18 protein-coding genes are annotated in these 17,922 nt (G+C 39.0%); 4 read left to right on the top strand and 14 right to left on the bottom strand.

Going from position 1 to position 17,922, the window contains the following annotated elements; translation table 11 throughout:
- Positions 1-444: 444 nt before the first annotated feature.
- The 4 genes from KA531_00095 to KA531_00110 form a co-directional block, all read right to left on the bottom strand.
- The gene (locus KA531_00095; protein ID MBP6005299.1) at positions 445-2,250 is read right to left on the bottom strand and encodes an ABC transporter ATP-binding protein; all 1,806 of its coding nucleotides are present in this window, start codon (positions 2,248-2,250) and stop codon (positions 445-447) included.
- Positions 2,247-3,383, bottom strand: a complete 1,137-nt coding sequence (locus KA531_00100) for a glycosyltransferase (protein MBP6005300.1) — start codon at positions 3,381-3,383, stop codon at positions 2,247-2,249. Before KA531_00100 ends, KA531_00095 begins: the two co-directional genes overlap by 4 nt.
- Before the next feature lie 267 nt (positions 3,384-3,650).
- Complete coding sequence (locus tag KA531_00105) at positions 3,651-4,145, bottom strand: HAD family hydrolase (GenBank protein ID MBP6005301.1); 495 nt, start codon at positions 4,143-4,145, stop codon at positions 3,651-3,653.
- Positions 4,146-4,175: 30 nt separating this feature from the next.
- Entirely contained in the window at positions 4,176-4,733 is a 558-nt protein-coding gene (locus tag KA531_00110; protein ID MBP6005302.1) for a hypothetical protein, read from the bottom strand.
- A 182-nt stretch (positions 4,734-4,915) separates the two neighbouring features.
- On the opposite strand from KA531_00110, the gene KA531_00115 reads away from it, so the two are divergent.
- Both KA531_00115 and KA531_00120 read left to right on the top strand, forming a co-directional pair.
- Positions 4,916-5,887 carry a DUF4931 domain-containing protein gene (locus KA531_00115; protein MBP6005303.1) on the top strand — a complete coding sequence of 324 codons (972 nt, stop codon included), beginning with the start codon at positions 4,916-4,918 and terminating at the stop codon, positions 5,885-5,887.
- Between the two features lie 12 nt (positions 5,888-5,899).
- Complete coding sequence (locus tag KA531_00120; GenBank protein ID MBP6005304.1) at positions 5,900-6,988, top strand: hypothetical protein; 1,089 nt, start codon at positions 5,900-5,902, stop codon at positions 6,986-6,988.
- Positions 6,989-7,067: 79 nt separating this feature from the next.
- On the opposite strand, the gene KA531_00125 is transcribed toward KA531_00120, so the two are convergent.
- The 4 genes from KA531_00125 to KA531_00140 form a co-directional block, all read right to left on the bottom strand.
- On the bottom strand, positions 7,068-7,931 hold the full coding sequence (locus KA531_00125; protein ID MBP6005305.1) for a hypothetical protein: 864 nt from the start codon (positions 7,929-7,931) through the stop codon (positions 7,068-7,070).
- Positions 7,932-8,083: 152 nt separating this feature from the next.
- On the bottom strand, positions 8,084-8,620 hold the full coding sequence (locus KA531_00130; GenBank protein MBP6005306.1) for an NAD(P)H-dependent oxidoreductase: 537 nt from the start codon (positions 8,618-8,620) through the stop codon (positions 8,084-8,086).
- Positions 8,617-8,862 (bottom strand): NrdH-redoxin, encoded by a 246-nt coding sequence (locus tag KA531_00135; GenBank protein ID MBP6005307.1) that lies wholly within the window; start codon positions 8,860-8,862, stop codon positions 8,617-8,619. Before KA531_00135 ends, KA531_00130 begins: the two co-directional genes overlap by 4 nt.
- 1 nt (position 8,863) lies before the next feature.
- A complete protein-coding gene (locus KA531_00140; GenBank protein MBP6005308.1) occupies positions 8,864-9,169 on the bottom strand; it encodes a winged helix-turn-helix transcriptional regulator in 306 nt (101 codons plus the stop codon).
- Between the two features lie 221 nt (positions 9,170-9,390).
- Between KA531_00140 and KA531_00145 the strand changes: the two genes are divergently transcribed.
- Positions 9,391-11,949, top strand: coding sequence for a M1 family metallopeptidase (locus tag KA531_00145; GenBank protein MBP6005309.1), 2,559 nt, complete (start codon positions 9,391-9,393; stop codon positions 11,947-11,949).
- Positions 11,942-13,252, top strand: coding sequence for a ferric reductase-like transmembrane domain-containing protein (locus KA531_00150; GenBank protein MBP6005310.1), 1,311 nt, complete (start codon positions 11,942-11,944; stop codon positions 13,250-13,252). Before KA531_00145 ends, KA531_00150 begins: the two co-directional genes overlap by 8 nt.
- On the opposite strand, the gene KA531_00155 is transcribed toward KA531_00150, so the two are convergent.
- The 6 genes from KA531_00155 to KA531_00180 all read right to left on the bottom strand — a co-directional run bounded on the left by KA531_00155 (position 13,247) and on the right by KA531_00180 (position 17,902).
- The gene (locus KA531_00155; protein MBP6005311.1) at positions 13,247-14,119 is read right to left on the bottom strand and encodes an FAD:protein FMN transferase; all 873 of its coding nucleotides are present in this window, start codon (positions 14,117-14,119) and stop codon (positions 13,247-13,249) included. The genes KA531_00150 and KA531_00155 overlap by 6 nt on opposite strands.
- Positions 14,120-14,638: a calcium-binding protein gene (locus KA531_00160; protein ID MBP6005312.1), complete on the bottom strand. Its 519-nt coding sequence runs from the start codon at positions 14,636-14,638 to the stop codon at positions 14,120-14,122.
- A gap of 136 nt (positions 14,639-14,774) precedes the next feature.
- Positions 14,775-16,040 (bottom strand): glycosyltransferase family 2 protein, encoded by a 1,266-nt coding sequence (locus tag KA531_00165; protein ID MBP6005313.1) that lies wholly within the window; start codon positions 16,038-16,040, stop codon positions 14,775-14,777.
- Positions 16,037-16,621, bottom strand: coding sequence for a sortase (locus KA531_00170; GenBank protein ID MBP6005314.1), 585 nt, complete (start codon positions 16,619-16,621; stop codon positions 16,037-16,039). Before KA531_00170 ends, KA531_00165 begins: the two co-directional genes overlap by 4 nt.
- Before the next feature lie 9 nt (positions 16,622-16,630).
- Complete coding sequence (locus KA531_00175) at positions 16,631-16,855, bottom strand: hypothetical protein (protein MBP6005315.1); 225 nt, start codon at positions 16,853-16,855, stop codon at positions 16,631-16,633.
- A 225-nt stretch (positions 16,856-17,080) separates the two neighbouring features.
- The gene (locus KA531_00180; GenBank protein MBP6005316.1) at positions 17,081-17,902 is read right to left on the bottom strand and encodes a hypothetical protein; all 822 of its coding nucleotides are present in this window, start codon (positions 17,900-17,902) and stop codon (positions 17,081-17,083) included.
- Between the last annotated feature and the right edge of the window lie 20 nt (positions 17,903-17,922).

Genomic DNA, 17,922 nt, shown 5'->3' on the forward strand with positions numbered 1-17,922 from the left:
TGTTGACAGCAAAAGCCTTATTAGCATAAGATAGATGCAGTGCTGAGCACGTTAGTTGATCCAAAACACAAACAAACAGCCAGAGGTTGGCTCCAGTAAGCGACCTTTGGCAAACCAGACAAAAGTGAGGGTAAACAAAAAAGCAAAAATAAATGCCCCTAAGACCGCCAGTAGGCGGTCTTTTTTTTGCTCGGACTATCTTTGCTTCTTATGACAATATTATCCTTGGCAAAGGGGGTATTTTTGAGTCCTGTTCCCTAAGTAATTCTTTGACTCAAGGGTGCTTAATTTGATATTGGAATAACCTTTTTATCAAGAACCCCCACTGTGGAATTAAGGTTATGAAATGAAGGGACTATTCTAGCTCAGATTAACTATTATCACCCTTAAATACTGTGGTTGCTGGCTTGTTGGCTAACCACACCACCACCATCATCAATCTGACTACCCAATCCCAAACTCCTCAAGCTGCTGATGAGCCTGATACGAACTATCACTCTGGAGCTTGAGCAGTCTGGCATAAATCCCATCTGGATGTTTTGCCAGCTGCTGGGGTGAACCAGATTCCACCACTCTACCCTGTTCAATCCCATAAATCTTATCGACCCTAGCTATGGTGCTCAGTCTATGGGCAATGATGACTGTAGTCCGATTCTTCATCAGATTGTTCAGAGCTGTTTGCACCTCCCCTTCAGCAATACTATCAAGGGATGAGGTTGCTTCATCGAGAATCAAGATCGGAGCATCCTTGAGAATTGCTCTAGCAATCGCAATCCTCTGCTTCTGTCCTCCGCTCAACTTAACTCCTCTCTCCCCGACTTGGGTATCATATCCATCGCTAAGTTTTTCTATGAATTGATCGGCATTAGCAAGCTTGGCTGCCCGCTTAACCTGCTTGAGGCTAGCCTTGGTTCCGTAGCTAATATTCTGATAAATGCTTGTAGAGAACATCCAAGGATCCTGGAAAACAATAGCTATCTGAGATCTCAAGTATTGCAAATCATATTCCCTAATATCTTGGCCATTGATCTTAATTTCACCCTGATAATCTGAATACAGACCGAGTAAAAGATTGGTAATAGTCGTCTTTCCTTCCCCACTCCTCCCAACCAAAGCAACCTTTTGCCCTGGCTCTACTGCCAAATTGATATCGCTGAGAACTTGATTACCCTGCTTGTAATAAAAACTAATATGCTCAAAGCTAACTCGAGCTTGCTTCATCTTATCAATAGATTTTGGCTTATGAGTACTCGGCTTGGTATCCTTAGTGGCCAAAGTCTCGATCTCTTGATCAATCAAGTCAAAGTATTCATTTGTCCCAGTTCTAGCTCTCTGAACACTGTCGACAATAAAAGATATGGCAAACAGTGGAAACTTCGCCTGGGCAATCAATTGTATTATCAAGGCGAACTCACCAATATTGATTTTTCCTTTGTAGGCCATCCAGACAACATAGAGATTGACCAGTCCGAGTAAGATATTGAGAATAAATTTTCGATAAAAATCATATTGATGCCAACTATTTGATTGCTTGAGGTGGATACTCTCGACATCCTTACGATTCTGATCAAATATTTGCTTCTCAAATACTTCACTGGTATAAGACTTGACCAGTCTCATCTGGGAAGCCACCTGCCCTAATCTACCAAATGCAGTATCTTGTAATTGATTGATTTGCTTTTGAAACTTCATCCAGCGCTTTGATGATTGCCTAGTAAGGTAGATGTAAATTGGGAACAGTAGGACCAGGATTATCCCTACTGGACCCAGGTAGTAACTAGTAGCAATAATCACAAAAATTGTTGTCAGGATAGTACTAATCAAATTGTTGGCCATATTCTGGAAAAAACTCGTCACCGAGGACATCCCCCTATGCAGATATGAGATTAGTTGACCACTCTCCTGGTCATCAAAAAACCTCTGAGGCAGGTACAGTAACCTATCCAAATATCTTGATGTCAGAATGGTATCTAATCTGACTGCCAATCTATCCCCCAATCTACCACCAACAAACTGTAAGAAGGTCTGAAATAGATCTGCAGTAAAGATGATTGCTACCAACATAGCTAGAAATATAAAATCATGACGATCTGGATTGCCCACTACTTCTACCAGTTGATTAACGATTGAACGAATCGTAAATGGATAAACGAGATTCAGTGAGGCAACCAGCAGATTGATAATTGCCAGCTTGATATAGAAATCCTTTAAGACAGCCGTGTGTCTAATGAGTTTAATTATTTCTTTCATCTATATAGAATATCATCTAGTAGCTTGATAGCAAGTTCTGAATCTACTATTGGCACTGCCTGATTAATAGCCTGAGCCAGTAAAGCTCTCTTGGGCTGGTCTTGGATTAAATCAATAATCAATTGATACAGCTTATCGCTTGTCAGACCGTCCTCTTTCTGCCAAATAACGGCATTTTTTGACTCTAAGTACTGCGCATTAAACTCAGTTTGATGATCTTTTTTCGTAATAATGATACTAGGTTTGGCAAAAGCAGCTATCTCTGTCAAAGTAGATAAGCCACCTCTACCTACTACGATATCTGCCATCTCTAAGACTGCCTGAAACTCATCTCTGGCAAGGTGTTTAAAAGAATGGTATGTTGGATACTTGTGACTAAAAGCTCTAGATTGGAGATAATTTTCCCTACCTGTTTGATGAAAAATATTTGCCCTAATGCTCAGCTTATCAATTAAACCAAATACTAGCTGATTGATCCGATCAGCACCCAATCCACCCCCTGTTACCAGGATAACCGGCAAATCTGGTCTGATACTATCATGCCATTTTTCATCAATCGCTACAGCTTGATAATTGGAAATAAAATTGCCAATACTCTGAGCTTGATTACCTGCAATATTATCTAGCGGAAATACAGACGTCACAAGATTCGCCGACCTAGCCATTATCTTATTGGATAGTCCTACTAAAATATCTTGTTGGTGTACCCAGGATTTGATTCCAAAAAATCTAGCGGCTAGATGGACTGGCACTGATACAAATCCTCCTGTAGTGACCACAATATTAGGTCGAATCTTGGCAAGTAATGATATCGTATAAAGCAAAACAAAAGGAGCCTTGATAATATCTCTTAGGTTTTCAAAACTAAAATATCTCCTAAGCTTGACTGTGGCTAGCCTATAGACATTGAGATCTAACCCATTATCCCGATAATACTTTCTGATAAACTCGTTTTCCGGGCCTTTCCTGGTAATAATCCAAGTAAACTCTATCTCTGGGCGTTGTTGTCTCACAATATCTTCGAGTGCCAGGAGTGGGATTACCGAACCCAACGTTCCTCCGCCCGACAAAACTATCCTACGATCAGGTCTCTTATCTCGATTTGCTATATATCTATCTATCCGATCTTTCACTGTCTTTTCTATTATAGCAAGGTTAAACCAAAATTAGAAATCCTTTTCTAGCCCTCTCCCAAGGAGTCCCCTTGAAATCGACCACCTCAACAGATATAAATCGACAAGGGGTGCCCTTGAAAATGGGATTTTATAGCTTAAGATCTGCTAAGTTGTTTACTGCCCTAAAACCATTATCTTCGAACTGTTTTATACTAGTTAGTAGTAGTAGTAACCCCTATAAAATCAATACCTGCTCCATGGGCAGCATAGCCATCTACTAAGCTATCACCCGATATAGAGCATCTTATCGGTGAATATCTGCATTGATTGATAATTACTAATAAGGTGCCCAAATACCCTAGAATCAGGTTTGTAATAAGGCTCAGTATCCTCACTAAAATAAAGACTATCAAAATACTTATCATAATCTCCGAGTAAATCCTCTAGGGTTGGTCTTGAGACCAACCCAGATCCACCAGAAAGAATGGAGAGTTTTATGCCCCTACTGATCATCTGATCCAACATATGTCTTACTCCAGTCAATAATGCTCTCTTATACTCCTCCTCTTGATTCTTTATTCTAATAAGCTCAATCATCTTACTAGTATCTTCTATCCCGAAAAGTGCTCTAAGGTATTTGTCCACTGGCAGACCCCAATTTTGGTCAATCTGTTCAGTTGTCAAACTCATCTGATATTGTTCGAGAGCAATATCTTTAAGTAAACGCTCAAAAGCTAGGTGACTATCGACAATGGTATCATCAAGATCAAAGATATCAATTGCTTAGAATTACTAATCCCAAGCACAATACTAGCCTTGACGTGCTGGAATCAAATCCTTGATTGTTGGCAAACTATATTCTAGTGCCAAGTAACCGACTAAACTATACCCTACGTTACCGATTAATGTGTTGCGGAAAAAAGGCAAAGCATAATAATAAGCCAAACTTAGGCCAGATAGGTCTTTACTGTACATATCAGTAAATAACCAAACTGCAAAGTTTGTAATCAAAAAGAAAGCCAAACCGCTCATCAGGGCAAGACTAACGATATTTAAAACTGAACGGTTATTTCTCAAATAATTGTTTGCAAAAGTAATAAGCAATAATGACCCATAAACTGCAAGCATTATCCCAGCTTGATAAAAGCCCAACCATAGATCTCCAATCAACATGCCTGATAACCCGACAATCCAAGCAAACTTTCTGCCCTGATAGATACTTGCAAGCATGATTATTGCGCCAACTGGTACCAGATTGTAAGCATGAGGCAACAACCTACTAATCACTATCACTGCAATCAGTAAAATCGCGAGTACTATCTGGCTAACCTCAATCTCTGTCGACTTTTTCCCAAAACTTATATTCATAGTCCGTTAATTGTAACACACCGCTGCACCCTATGGTCAACCCCTCCCAAAATCCACTCAACCAACTACCACCCCTGCGAGGTCTAACCTCGCTTTTGACCCCTGCAACAGATATAAAATTGCGAGGTCTGACCTCGAAATGTGCGTTTTGGGAATCGAAAAAAGATGGTAAGATAATGCTTATGTCTAACTTTTTGACTGATTTACCAAATGATTTAGTTTATATTGATATGGCACCGGAATTCAGGCAAGGATATTGGTTTGGCGAAGAAGTAATTATCGCACCAAAGAGAGGCAAGAGACCCCATGAAAACGAAGATAACTCTAGTCTATCGGAGCCACACCTCAAACGATCCGAGATTGGATTAAGGTTGATTAATGAGCCAGCTATAGATCAAATAGAAGATATTGACGGTAACTGGATCGTAAAATCCATCCTCAATGGCTTTCCTACAATCACAGAGGACAATACCAAAGCAAAAGGTAAACAAGAAATTATCATTGATACACCAGAAATTGACAAAAACTTTGAAGATCTAGACATTGGGCAGCTGGTTAATCTATTTGGTTTCTATCAGGCTAGATCTCGTGCTCTTAGTCGAGTGCCTGGCATTCGCTATATATCGATTTTCAAAAATCAAGGTATCCATTCTGGAGCTTCAATCGCTCACCCACATACACAGGTTTTTGCCCTCGAACGAATACCTGAAAAAATCCAAAGGCAACACAGGCAATTATTAAGGTTGGACTCATCAAATCCGATCCAAGACACGATAGAGCAAGAGCTTTCCCAGGCTACAAGACTAGTCACACAGACTGACCAATGGGTTGTATTCTGCCCTTATGCTAGTATTAACCCGATGGAAGTCTGGCTAATCCCACTGAGAGGAATCCTTGAATTCTCCCACCTAGACCATCGTGAGATCATTCAACTCACTGGCTTAATCTCACCCCTAGTCAAACGACTTGGAAATTCAGGAATAGACTTCAATCTGCTAATCGAAAATGGCTTTACCCATCCAGATAGATTGATTATCAAGCTAGTACCCCGTGGACTGATCAATTCTGGAGGTCTTGAACTCAGCACCAATATTATCATCAACCCAGTCTCCCCTGAGTCGGCTACTAGCTGGTACAAGCAAGGGTATTTATGATAAACTTGTTCTATGATCGAAGATAACTCAACCTCCCCCTCACAATCCAGCAAAAAATCCCCAAAAGACCAAGAGGATTACAAATTACCAAATATCATCCATCCTGCCAAAGACGATCTAGAGATTATTTTTAATCTAAACTTAAATTACTTCTTACCAAGGCTCAATGAACATAACGTTGATCAAGGCACTGTCACCAAACTCATATCCAACCTCGCTAAGGAGTCCCACAGAAATCAAGCATATAACGATTTGCGCAAACTATTAAAAAAAGCCAATCTAGATAAGAATGACTATGCTTATTGGGCTGCGATTCGTGAATACCAGCTACTAGATGATAATCTTATATACCTATATCAAGACCTCGATGGTCAAGCAGGATCTAAGCTAGTTAATCGAATTGCTTGGCAGGCTGGTAAATCTGGTATTAAGAAATTTGATGCCAAATCACTCTTTGAGAAACTTGCCCAAGCCAATCTGATAATTGATACAATCACAAGAAATATGATAGAAAGTATCTATCAAGATTTCAAAGATAGGAAACCTAGCAATCAGAATAAAAAAGATTATGCTAATTCAAAAATATACATCCTAGAACTTGCCTCAATCGCCCAAACTATACTCAACTGGCTGACCAACCATGACTATCGAATAGTTGAAGAGAGCTCCGCTCAGAGGTTAGCAGTTTCCTCAGTTATTCTAGCAAACCAGCTTAATATAATAATAAATCCAGGAATACCAAACTATTATATTTATCCCGAGCTCTTTGATGCCCTAGAATACCCTACACCCGAAGAGGCAGACTTTAGATTGCAAGTATTGATGAAGGAGCTTATCAATAGCTCTCCTGCTATTGAATTTCTACTTGCCAATCTACCAATCGTACCAAAACAATGGCAGGAGATAATTACAGAATACAGCAAGGTATTGGAATCGATCGATCCTAATAACCCTCCAGAATTTCCTAAGCCTAAGCCCAAGCAAAAACCTGACAATAAGAAGGCTGGTAAAAAACCAGATAAAACTTCTTCCCCCACTAAAGATAAGGTATCAAAAGAAACCAAGAAAGAACCCGAGTCTAGTAGCGACATCCAAACATAGCCATACTTACGACCTCAAAATTCAGCAGACTACGAGAATTTCTTACTTATTTATCGCAAAGAATCTAAGCATATACAATTTATATCGAGATATCCCGAACCTCTTTGCCAGCCTTAATATCATCAAAAATTCCGAAATACACCTGATACTTATCCTCTAGCTCAGCCAACTGAGCATTATGCTGATCGGCTAGATCATTGTAACGATCAACCTGAGCATTATAATTAGCAACTCTGCCATTATACTCACCAATCTGCCCTTCAGCCAGTAACTGTTCGAGCTCTACATTTTGACTTATAAGGTCTTGATACCTTGCCTCGAGTAAGATACTACTCTGATCCAAGTCACTTGCCAAGTCATTGATTTGATCTAGAATTGGACGAAATATCTGATCAAACTGTTTGGCAGCATCAACAATCCCTTCTCTATTGTCTAAAATCTCTAGATAAGACTTCAAAATTACTGGATAATCCTGATACTGAGTATCATCTAGTTCTGATCCAGCAATAGCATATAGCTCTTTATGTTGATCCTCCTCTGGTAAGTCATTATAGCCAAGAAATCGTTGATCTCGATATTCTGCATTCAAATTGTCCCAGAAATCATCCAATTGATTGTCGAGAGCCAATTTTTCACTATCAGACTGGAGTTGGTATTCGAAGTGTAATACCTCATGCACCAAGACTGCTAGCTGATAATCTTTGATTTCTGGTTCCTCGATATCCAAAAGATAAATTCTATACTCAGAGCCATTGTCAGAAAAGAAGCAGCCAAATATCAACTCCGTCTTCCCTTCACTCCCCTCTGGGCACTTGTCTGTCAAAGTCTGATAATCCACTATCTCAGGATTTGATTGTAAGAATATCGACAATCCATGGTGGCTGAGACCTGCTTTTTCTCCCAATTCTACTATTGATGGATCTCCTTCGTAGGTATATATCATAAACTGGTCGTATAGCCATTGCCTTCTTGAGTAACCAAAAACAGCTCCCAAAATCAGAGCGATAAGCAATAGATACTTTAGGACTCTAAAAAAGTATTTCACAATCTCAAATCTACCATGCTATCATTAATATCAATCAAAAAATGCTAACTCTACCCCAATCTTTCTGCCATCCAATAAAGCTCACTTAAGACCTGCTCTACCTCTTTTTGCTTACTATCATCAATTGGTTCACCAGTATTCTGATCAAAAAATCCATAAGAATTACTAAAGTGAATATCATGAGACAATGCTACCATCCCCATCTGCCTGACAGCAGAAAGGATGCTTTCAATAGCCCTGACCCCACCAAAACCACCGACAGATACTCCAGCAAAACCAACCGGTTTATGCAAATAATTAGCTAGCTCTGTATCAAGTAGCATTTTGAGACTCCCAGCAAAACTATGGTTATATTCAGGTAAAACCAGCAGGAAGGCATCTGCCCATTCAGTTAGCTTTGTGTATTCTGGATTTTTATTGTCTGGATCATTACCTTCATGTGGACTAGGATAATCTTCGGGACAAATTAGCTTGACCTCAAAACGCTGATTCTGATTGGCCAACTTTTCCAAGTATTTTGCAGCAAATATTGATCGACGCTGAGCCCTAATACTTCCCTCGATAATCAATAGATTTAGCTTTTTCATAGTCCAAGTGCCTTGTCGAGCTTTGGTTTATCAAAGCCTAAGATACCTATTACTGACCCATCATCTTGCTCAACCTTGATACAGGGTACCCCAAGACTGTTGCAGGTCTTGATTGCCTCCTGGGCTCTTTCTGGCTGATCGTCTAAGAGCACTTCCTCAAAAGCAATGCTTTTTGATCTAAGATAATCCTTTGCCAGATGGCAATATGGACACGTTTTGGTGGAATAAACCGTAACATTCATGCTACTCCTTATTATGAATTAATTTTTGATCCATTCTGATGATTTGCGAAATCTGTTGATATTCCTCAAAATCTTGACTAACCTGATAGCAAACTTTCTTTCCTTCTCTGATGTGTTTAATCAGCCCTGAATTTTCAAGGATCTTTAACTGCTGAGAAACTGCTGGAATACTAACATTCAATTGGCTAGCTAGCTCACTAACACAGATGCCTGGATAGATGGTTAATAAGCTATAAATTTGATATCTAGATTGATCACCAAGTGCTGAAAATATCTCTCTTATATTAGTTACTCCTGAATTAGTCATATCACCATCATAATCCAAAAATACCTTTAAGTAAATACTTAAACAAAAAGGACAACCACTGGTTGTCTATTCCAGCAGAAGGTTTGTATTCTGCCTAAGTGGTTGCCCATTTCATATACAAACCACTTGAGCTAGAAGCTCCATATACTGGAATAGACAACCCTAATATATATCATCTGAGTACTAAAATCAAACGCTTTCAAATGTGTTAGAATGCTTATATGACAAAACCAACAAAAATTACCCAGCTCAGCCAATTCCTTCATATTGATAGCTATCAAATTGAACTCAATATAGACAGATTAGGACTTTGTTACCAAGGCAAAGTCAAAATTGATGCTACCTGCCAGATAGACCAGGAGTATTTACAGCTTCATGCTAAAGATCTAGAGATTAATGATGTAAATATATCTATAGACTACCTAGAGTTTACTCCCGCAAACTACAATCTAATCCCCGCAGATGATCTGATTCAAATCCTAAATCCTACTAAGTTGGAATTCAAAAAAGATCAAAAAGTAATACTAGAGATCAATTTCTCTAGAAAAATATCAAATAAATTGCAAGGTCTATATCCCTGCAACTATCAAACCTTATCTGGTGAGACTAGTTGGCTACTTGCTACTCAGATGGAAAGCCACTATGCTAGAGAAGTTTTTGTCTGTCTAGACGAACCAAACGCCAAGTCAAAGTTTGACCTAACTGTAATCCATCACCCAGCGGACCAATGCCTAAGCAATACGCCGATAATTGAGACAGAGCTAATCTCTGAAGACAAACAAAGGACTAGATTTGCCCAGACTCCAACAATGTCAACTTATTTGCTAGCACTAGTAATTGGAGACTTAAGGTACCTAGAAACAATCTCAGATAGTGGTGTAAAAATTCGTACATATGCCACACCTGATAAGATTAAGCAGACCAAATTTTCTCTAGAAATTGCTAAGAAAGTCCTTGATCTATATGAAAGATTTTTTGAAATACCCTACCCATTAACCAAACTAGATATGGTAGCCTTGCCAGAATTTGAATCAGGAGCAATGGAAAACTGGGGACTAATAACCTATCGTGAGGCCTGCCTGATCTATGACCCCGACTCGACTAATGTTTTTGTCGAGCAATTTATCGTCGAAGTCATCGCACATGAAATCGCACACCAATGGTTTGGTAATTTGGTAACAATGGATTGGTGGGAAGATCTTTGGCTCAATGAAGGATTTGCTAGCTGGATGGCGATCTATGCTGCTGACCAAATCTATCCAGAATGGAATTATTTCGAACAATTTGTAGGCCTCGAAAGACGCAATGCAATGGAACTCGATAGCCTAAGTGATTCCCATCCAATTGAGGTTGAGATTAATCATCCAGACCAAATTCGAACTGCCTTTGATCAAATTAGCTATGGCAAGGGAGCAAGTATAATCCACATGCTTGCTCACTATTTAGGACTTGAGATTTTCCGCAAAGGCATTGTGCTCTATCTAAATCAATATAGTTACAACAATGCCACCACCAAGCAGCTATGGGACGCCCTGGAACAAGTATCTAGCCAGCCAATCACAGACCTGATGCCAAACTGGACAGAACAATCGGGGTTCCCAGTATTATCGATTGAGGTCAATAAAGATACTATGACCCTCAAGCAGACTCAATTTTCTTACCAAGAAGAGAATAATCATAAAATCTGGTCTATTCCTCTTAACTTTTCAGATCAATCATACAACCAGCTTCTGATTGGCCAACAAACTGAAATACAGCTTTCCAGCCCATCTGAATTGCCCCCATTGATCAATCCTAACCAAGTAGGCTTTTATTTGATCAAGCCAGATAAAACTTATCAAGATAGCCTCAACTCTAGACTTCAGGGTAACCAACTAAGCAATCTTGATATTCAGGCGATAATCCTTGACCACTTAATGCTTAGCCTCAAAGGAGATAGAAGTATTATCAATCTACTCGATACCTTGGAAACTGTGGCTAATTCGTCTACAAGCTTCCTGGTGTGGTCAGCAATATCTGAAGTGATTAGTGAGCTCAGGATAAATTTCTACCCAGATAAATCCCAATTTGTGCCTCTATCAAACTGGATTCAAAAATTGATTAAGATGCCACTTGGCCAAATAGACTGGCGACCCACTCCTGAAGAACCGAAAAACCTTACCCAATTAAGAACACTGTTGCTGGGACTTGGTCTCATCTATAATTATCAGCCTACCACAGATTGGCTGACTCAATTACCAATACTAAGCCATCCGGACCTAGACCGGCTTTCATTGAAAGCCAAACTGAAAGCTCAACCAGCCAAATTCCAAGCAGAGTTGCTAGATCTATACTCCAAAGAGTTAAATCAACAAAAGATCTCTGACTACATCTCAGCTTTATCTAGTCAACCAGAACTTAGTCAGTTTGACCAACTCTGGCAATTTACGATGTCCGATAATGTTCGCAAACAAGATATCCGCTCCTGGTTAACTAATCTCGGTAGCAACCTTAGCTTGCAATCTGTTTACCTTGATAAATTATTCTCTGACTATCAGCAAGTCATCAACAAGCTCGACGGTAAAGAACCAATCGCGAGAATCTTTAATCAGATAGGTAGGTATTTTGCTAATTCTGATTCTTATAAGCTATTCAAAGATTTTGCTGATCAAGACAATCCTGCTATCCAAAGAAGTTATGACCAGCTAATTGAAACTATTGAACTAAGGTTGGCATTCCAAGACCGTGAACAAACCAAGGTGTTGAATTATTTCAATCAAATTGAGACTAATAATGGATAGGTCTAGCCCCTTTAATCTAGGCAAGTATTTGCTTCTTGCAATCATTCTAGCTTCAATCTTGCCTTTCGGACTACTAATGGAGGGGACCCTTGACCAAGGCATCAGTTTTGCTGAGTTAATGCTAAAGATTAGCTCAATGTCTGGGTTAATCGCAGGGGTATTATTCTTTTGGCAGATACTGATTGGTAATCGGTTTTTTAGCATTCTAGTCACTGATGATATCCTTTGGGTTAATCGAATTCATCGCCTAATCGGTAAATATGGCGTAATCTTTGCCTTGATTCATCCGATTGCCGTCACTCTCGGCTATAGTAAATCTTTAGCTTGGATAGTATTTCCTGACTTTCCCCTAGACTTTAGCGATCTCTATCAGCGGGCTTTGGCATTTGGTCGGATTGGACTTGCCCTCCTAGTCATTGTCTGGCTATCGAGTATCACTCTCCGTTCGGCTATAAAGTATCGCCCCTGGCTATATTTACATTACTTGTCCTACCCAATGCTAGCACTTATATTGCTACACGCCAAAGATATTGGCAGTAGTATTGCCCAATATCCCGTGCTCAAAGCATTTTGGATCAGCCTGATGTTTCTATCAATATTAGTTTTATTGACTAGACTTTACCAGGCTACCAATCTTGGTAAGATACCTTACATAGTTACGAAGACTCAAATATCTGGAGATATTGTAATGTTAGCATTAAAACCTCAAAAATCTTCTCGATTTATCACTCCAAGTACTGGACAATATTGCTATATTCAATCGGGTAAGATTGCTAATTCTCACCCTTATAGTGTACTCCATTACCAAGAGAATAATAGGCTACTATATTTTGCTGTCAAACAAATCGGTAAACAATCAAAAACACTCAATAATCTCAAACTAGGATCTACTCTCTACTTGGATGGACCCTATGGTAGCTATCTATATGGATTAAATAAATCCTTGCCTGTACTGGCAATCATCGGATCTGTTGGTATAGCTCCGTTGTTTGACTACCTTCTAATTAACCCTGTTTCTAGCTATCTAATTTATTGCGGGATGCGTCAAGAAGATTTGATCTTTGCTTCCAAATTAAAAACCAAACTAGGTGATCACTACAACCAAATTATTTCTGATGGTATTGGGCCTGACAAGATTACTCCTGAAAAAATTACTGCATTTCTTGATCAGCAAAGCCTGAATGTCAAGGGGGTTCAATTTTTGATCTGTGGTAGTCCAGGGTTTAATCGAGGAATCAAACAAATGATTTTTGAACTTGGCGTGAGTGACTCCCAAATTCGAGTCGAAGACTTTGGTCTATAAATTATCAAACAAGCTAACTTTTGGGTGCTTAGTATGATATTCAGAGTCAACCATTAAGTAATCGATTGTAAAATTATCTATAAATTTTTGTCTCTGAATATCCGAAGCTACAGCTATACTCGTAGCCATAATATCTGCTTCCAGGGCAGTCTTAGCAACGACTAGACTAGCGATCATCCTTTGTCCATCTGAATATATCAAGTGGGTATGATTCTGTCCTGCTTGATCAGTCCAGCGCCTTTTGACAGGAGATGAATAGGCTAATGCCTGGCTATTCAATAGGATTTTTCCCAAATATTGGCCAGGCTTCCATGGATCCTCTAAGGCAATCCCAACCCCAGAACTATCAATATCACCTGCCCTAAGATCACCCCCTCCATTAATCAGATATTTCTTAATCCCATAATCTTGTTCAAAGCTTCTAGCAAGCTTGTCTACCAAGTAGCCCTTACCTATGCCCCCCAAGTCTAGCTGCCGATCTCCCGCCAGTATCACCCTATTCTGATCAAAACTAATTATCTGATCCAATCTAGACTGGAAGTCAGTTGTGGCAATTATTGGTTTACCATAACCATGCTCAGTTAATTGATGAGCCTGACTAATATCAAATACCCCTGCCGTTAATTGATAATAATGTAGACCAATATCCAACAGATCTTTAAATTCGTCATTTACTTCAGCCTGCCTATTTTTATTGAGCTGGCTTAGTAATGAGTCTGACTTGAAGCGAGAGTAATCGGCCTCAAACTGATTTATAGTAGAAAAAAGTTGTTCTTTGAATACTTCTTGATTATTTATCTGTTCAAAGAACTCAAAATACCAAACCGTACCCAAGGCCTGATACTCAAAACCAAATATAGCTTCCAACTAATTCTGTTCTGCTTGATTAGCGATATTATCTAATGCTAAGTTGAAAGCATTAGTGGTCAGACTTGCTCCTGCTACCCTACTGAGATTGATCTGGTTTAAGCTCTTACCGACAACCTGCCCCCTAATCTCTGAATCAAATAGACTTAAAAATGCTCCAGAATCCGGATTTGACTCTTGATACCCAAAGTCCATTGCGGTTACAACCTGATCAACAAGTGTTACCCCTACATCTATTGAATCTGTTCTACCACCAGGGGCAAGGTATGTCTGGTTGGCCTGATATGTACCATCTTGATAGCTACTACCACTCGACTGGTTAGTATTTGAGCTTGTCCCCTGATATTGAGTGGTGGGTCTATCTGTATCTGACAAATCTGTGTCATCAGAAGTGCTCATCGTAAGCTCTTGTTGAGTACTATTATTATCTTGATCGCCAACAAGACTGATATAAACTATCACAAACAATCCTACACTCACTCCTGCTATTGCCAAAATCTTTATCAAACGGTTATTCATAGTAGACTCCTAATTCTTAAACTAAAATTTAATAAACCACAAGCTTAATTGTATTCTATTGTCCCCTATATTTGCAAGAGTTATATCGGTATATCGACTGTAGCTAGAAAGCTACAAAATCTCCCCCTGTAAAAAACTAACCGAGACTTCCTCCATCACGCTTGATATGGTCCCAGCCACCTATATCTTGCTCGAGTTGAATAATCTTACGATAATTGAATATACACTTTAACAAAGCCGAATATTCCACCAATCCAACTACCAAGAAGAATATGTACCCCAATGGGGCATAAGCTACCAATCTAAATCTTGCCGCAAGACTTAAACGATCTTCAGTCATAGTGATAAGTAAAACAAAGATCATATAAAAAATAATGATAAATCTAAATGTTCCATAACTACCCATGCGTATAGAAATAGTTAACCAAAAAATAATAATGAAAGGATCAAGTAATGAAATCAATTCTTGAATTAATGACCAGGGAAGATAAAAAAATGTCAAACTTCGACTATATTTATGATCCTTATTGAGGAATAACTTACGATTTTTGACAAAAGTCTGAAACCTCCCATACTTCCAGCGATATCTCTGCTTGAGTAAAGCTCTAAAACTACCTGCCCCTTCAGTATAGGTGATAGAATCTCCAGCAAAGATGATGCGGTTGTCTTTGTTGCCAAGGCTCACAAGCTTTAGTGTCAAATCAATATCTTCAGTCACCGTATCCGTATCAAAAAAACCAACCTTTTTTAATGCTGTGTAACGAAAGAAACTCATGCCTCCAATGATATACTCCATATTAAAGGTAGTAAGTGCCCTCTTGAAACGAAAAGATGAACTAAATTCTAGGAGTTGAATTGCTCCGACTATGCTATTTAAATTGTGAGTGATCCGAACATTGGTAGCGGCTGCTACTACTCTGGGGTTATCAAAATGCCTTACTGCAATTGAAATCGTATCTGGTTGAACTACAGAGTCAGCATCCAAGACCATCACTAGGGCAGAACGAACTTTGGCCAGAGCAAGATTGAGCGAATCAGCCTTGCCAGAATTTTTTTTGCTAATCAATTGCAAATTGCTAAATCCATGTAATGCCTTAAAATTCTTGACCAATACGGCAGTCTGGTCCGAAGAACCGTCGTCAATCACTATGACTTTAATCCTTTTGTACTCACTTGCAAATACAGACTCCAAACAACGGATTATTACACTATCTTCATTGTGGGCAGGTATTAATACTGTAACCTGATAGCTCTTGGGTTGAAAATTTATAATACTACTAAATCTACGACGCTTAATGATTCGCTTGATCTCATAGATATCACTACCCACAAAAAATAATGTAACTCTAAGCAGAGTAATTACACCCAAGATTGAAAGAAACCCAAAAATAATATCGGTCATTCTACTAAATTAACTGGCTGAAACTTTGACACCAATCTCTCGCTGTCGAACAATCCGTAACAGGTGAGCAAGGACAACTGTGCCTGACCTTGATAATAAAATATTGATGTATCATTTGGCTTCAAAACTTCAAAACCCTTGAATGTATAGGCAATTTTCTTACCTGACTGGTCGGTTAGGATCAATATATCTCCATTGATAAGATCCTTGAGGTTACCAAAAATGTTTTCGAGGTTATGACCATAGATCAATGTATTGCCTTGATCAAAATTTGGTAACTGAGTTTGTAAAGCATAGTGGGCACTATCATTACTAAGAGTCCAGGTGCTATTAGAAGAATCGTACTCTCCATCCAATACATTCAGTTCTATATCAAGTCTCTCAATTTCAATCTTGACAGGAGGCGCGGGAACATAGCTACTATCTTCTTTAGCTTCTTGGCTAATAACTGCTAGCTGTTCTTGATTCTGTTCGGATACTGTATGTTCTTGGTATTTAGCATAAATTTCATTACCAAAAAATAAAGCAATTACAACCAAATAAACTAATCCAATCTTTAGGCTAAATATTAGCCTATTCATCAATACAGCCTATTGATATTTTTTAGCTAAATAAGTAATCAGATTGCTGGTCAAAATAACCAACCCACAACCCATAGCCACTAATATAGCAAGATGCAAAGCAATCTCGCCACCAGTGCTAGGTAAGGTAGTAATTGCACCTAGTCCATCACCTGATGTCGCACCGAGAACTGAACCAGCTCCCCCTACTGTTGTTGCTACACCCAAAACTGTTTTATTATCCACGTTTGACATTAATCGATCTCCTTCTTATCTTATTGATTACTAAATTGATTTTATTTATGCTCTAATTATCTATTATAACTTAGATAAAGTCAATACCTCCGAAAACGTAAAGCACCTCCAGAAATACAACTAGGTATAGAGATTTGACAACTCTATTCTAGAGGTCTCGGGATCTCTCGTTTGACCTATGTGATCGAATTGAATAGATATACCTTATTATCTTAGTTAACAAGCCTATTGATCAGCTGGCTCAAACTCATATTGACCACCGCTGACATCAACTATATCCTCATCTCCAATACTATCCTCACTGAGAACCCTCAATGTAGCCCTGAATAAGCCTATCAATATCTTCTTAGCACCTATTAACTCTTGTTCGTCATACCCTAGCACATCTCGATAGATATCCAATACACTAGCCAAATCAAGTACATAGTAATAATCATCGTGTTTTTGCATTAGGTCACGATCGGCACACAAGCTAGAGTCATCAATGATTAGACCCTTTTTTGACATATGTTGACCTGTCCTAGTAATCAGCGAAACCCCCTGCCTTGAACCTTCTGTACTACTAGTAAAGTTCTTAACTGTCCAGCTGGGGTCGTATACACTAAGATCAAATAATGACTTTGGATCTATCTGGGAATTATTGTCTTCAAAATATTTTGTTAATATCTTTTCTAATTTAGCCAGAAAACCACAGCCCATCCACCGTTCTTGACCTGAATCATCGTTATGCAAACCAACTTCGATGCCATTGCCTGATAATGGTCTCTGAAAATTATTGATAAAACTATCAATAATCTCCCGAGGTTTCTTGTTTTGATTAGGATTAACTCCCTTTACCATATAATCGGTCAATGCAAATCCAGCTAGTCCTCCAGGCACCCCTAACAATATTTTTTCAAGTTGCCGATCAGTCGGCCTATCATCTACACAGCCAATTAACTGCTCTCTTTTAGGATCTTTCTCTACAACACAAGCTAGACGACTCTCTGGCGTTTCTTCTACACCTGGATTATGGGCTTCTATTGGTTGACTTTCAGATTGTGGCATCTTATCTTTTATCCTCGTTT

The organism is Candidatus Saccharibacteria bacterium, from assembly GCA_017983775.1.
Taxonomy (GTDB): domain Bacteria; phylum Patescibacteriota; class Saccharimonadia; order JAGOAT01; family JAGOAT01; genus JAGOAT01.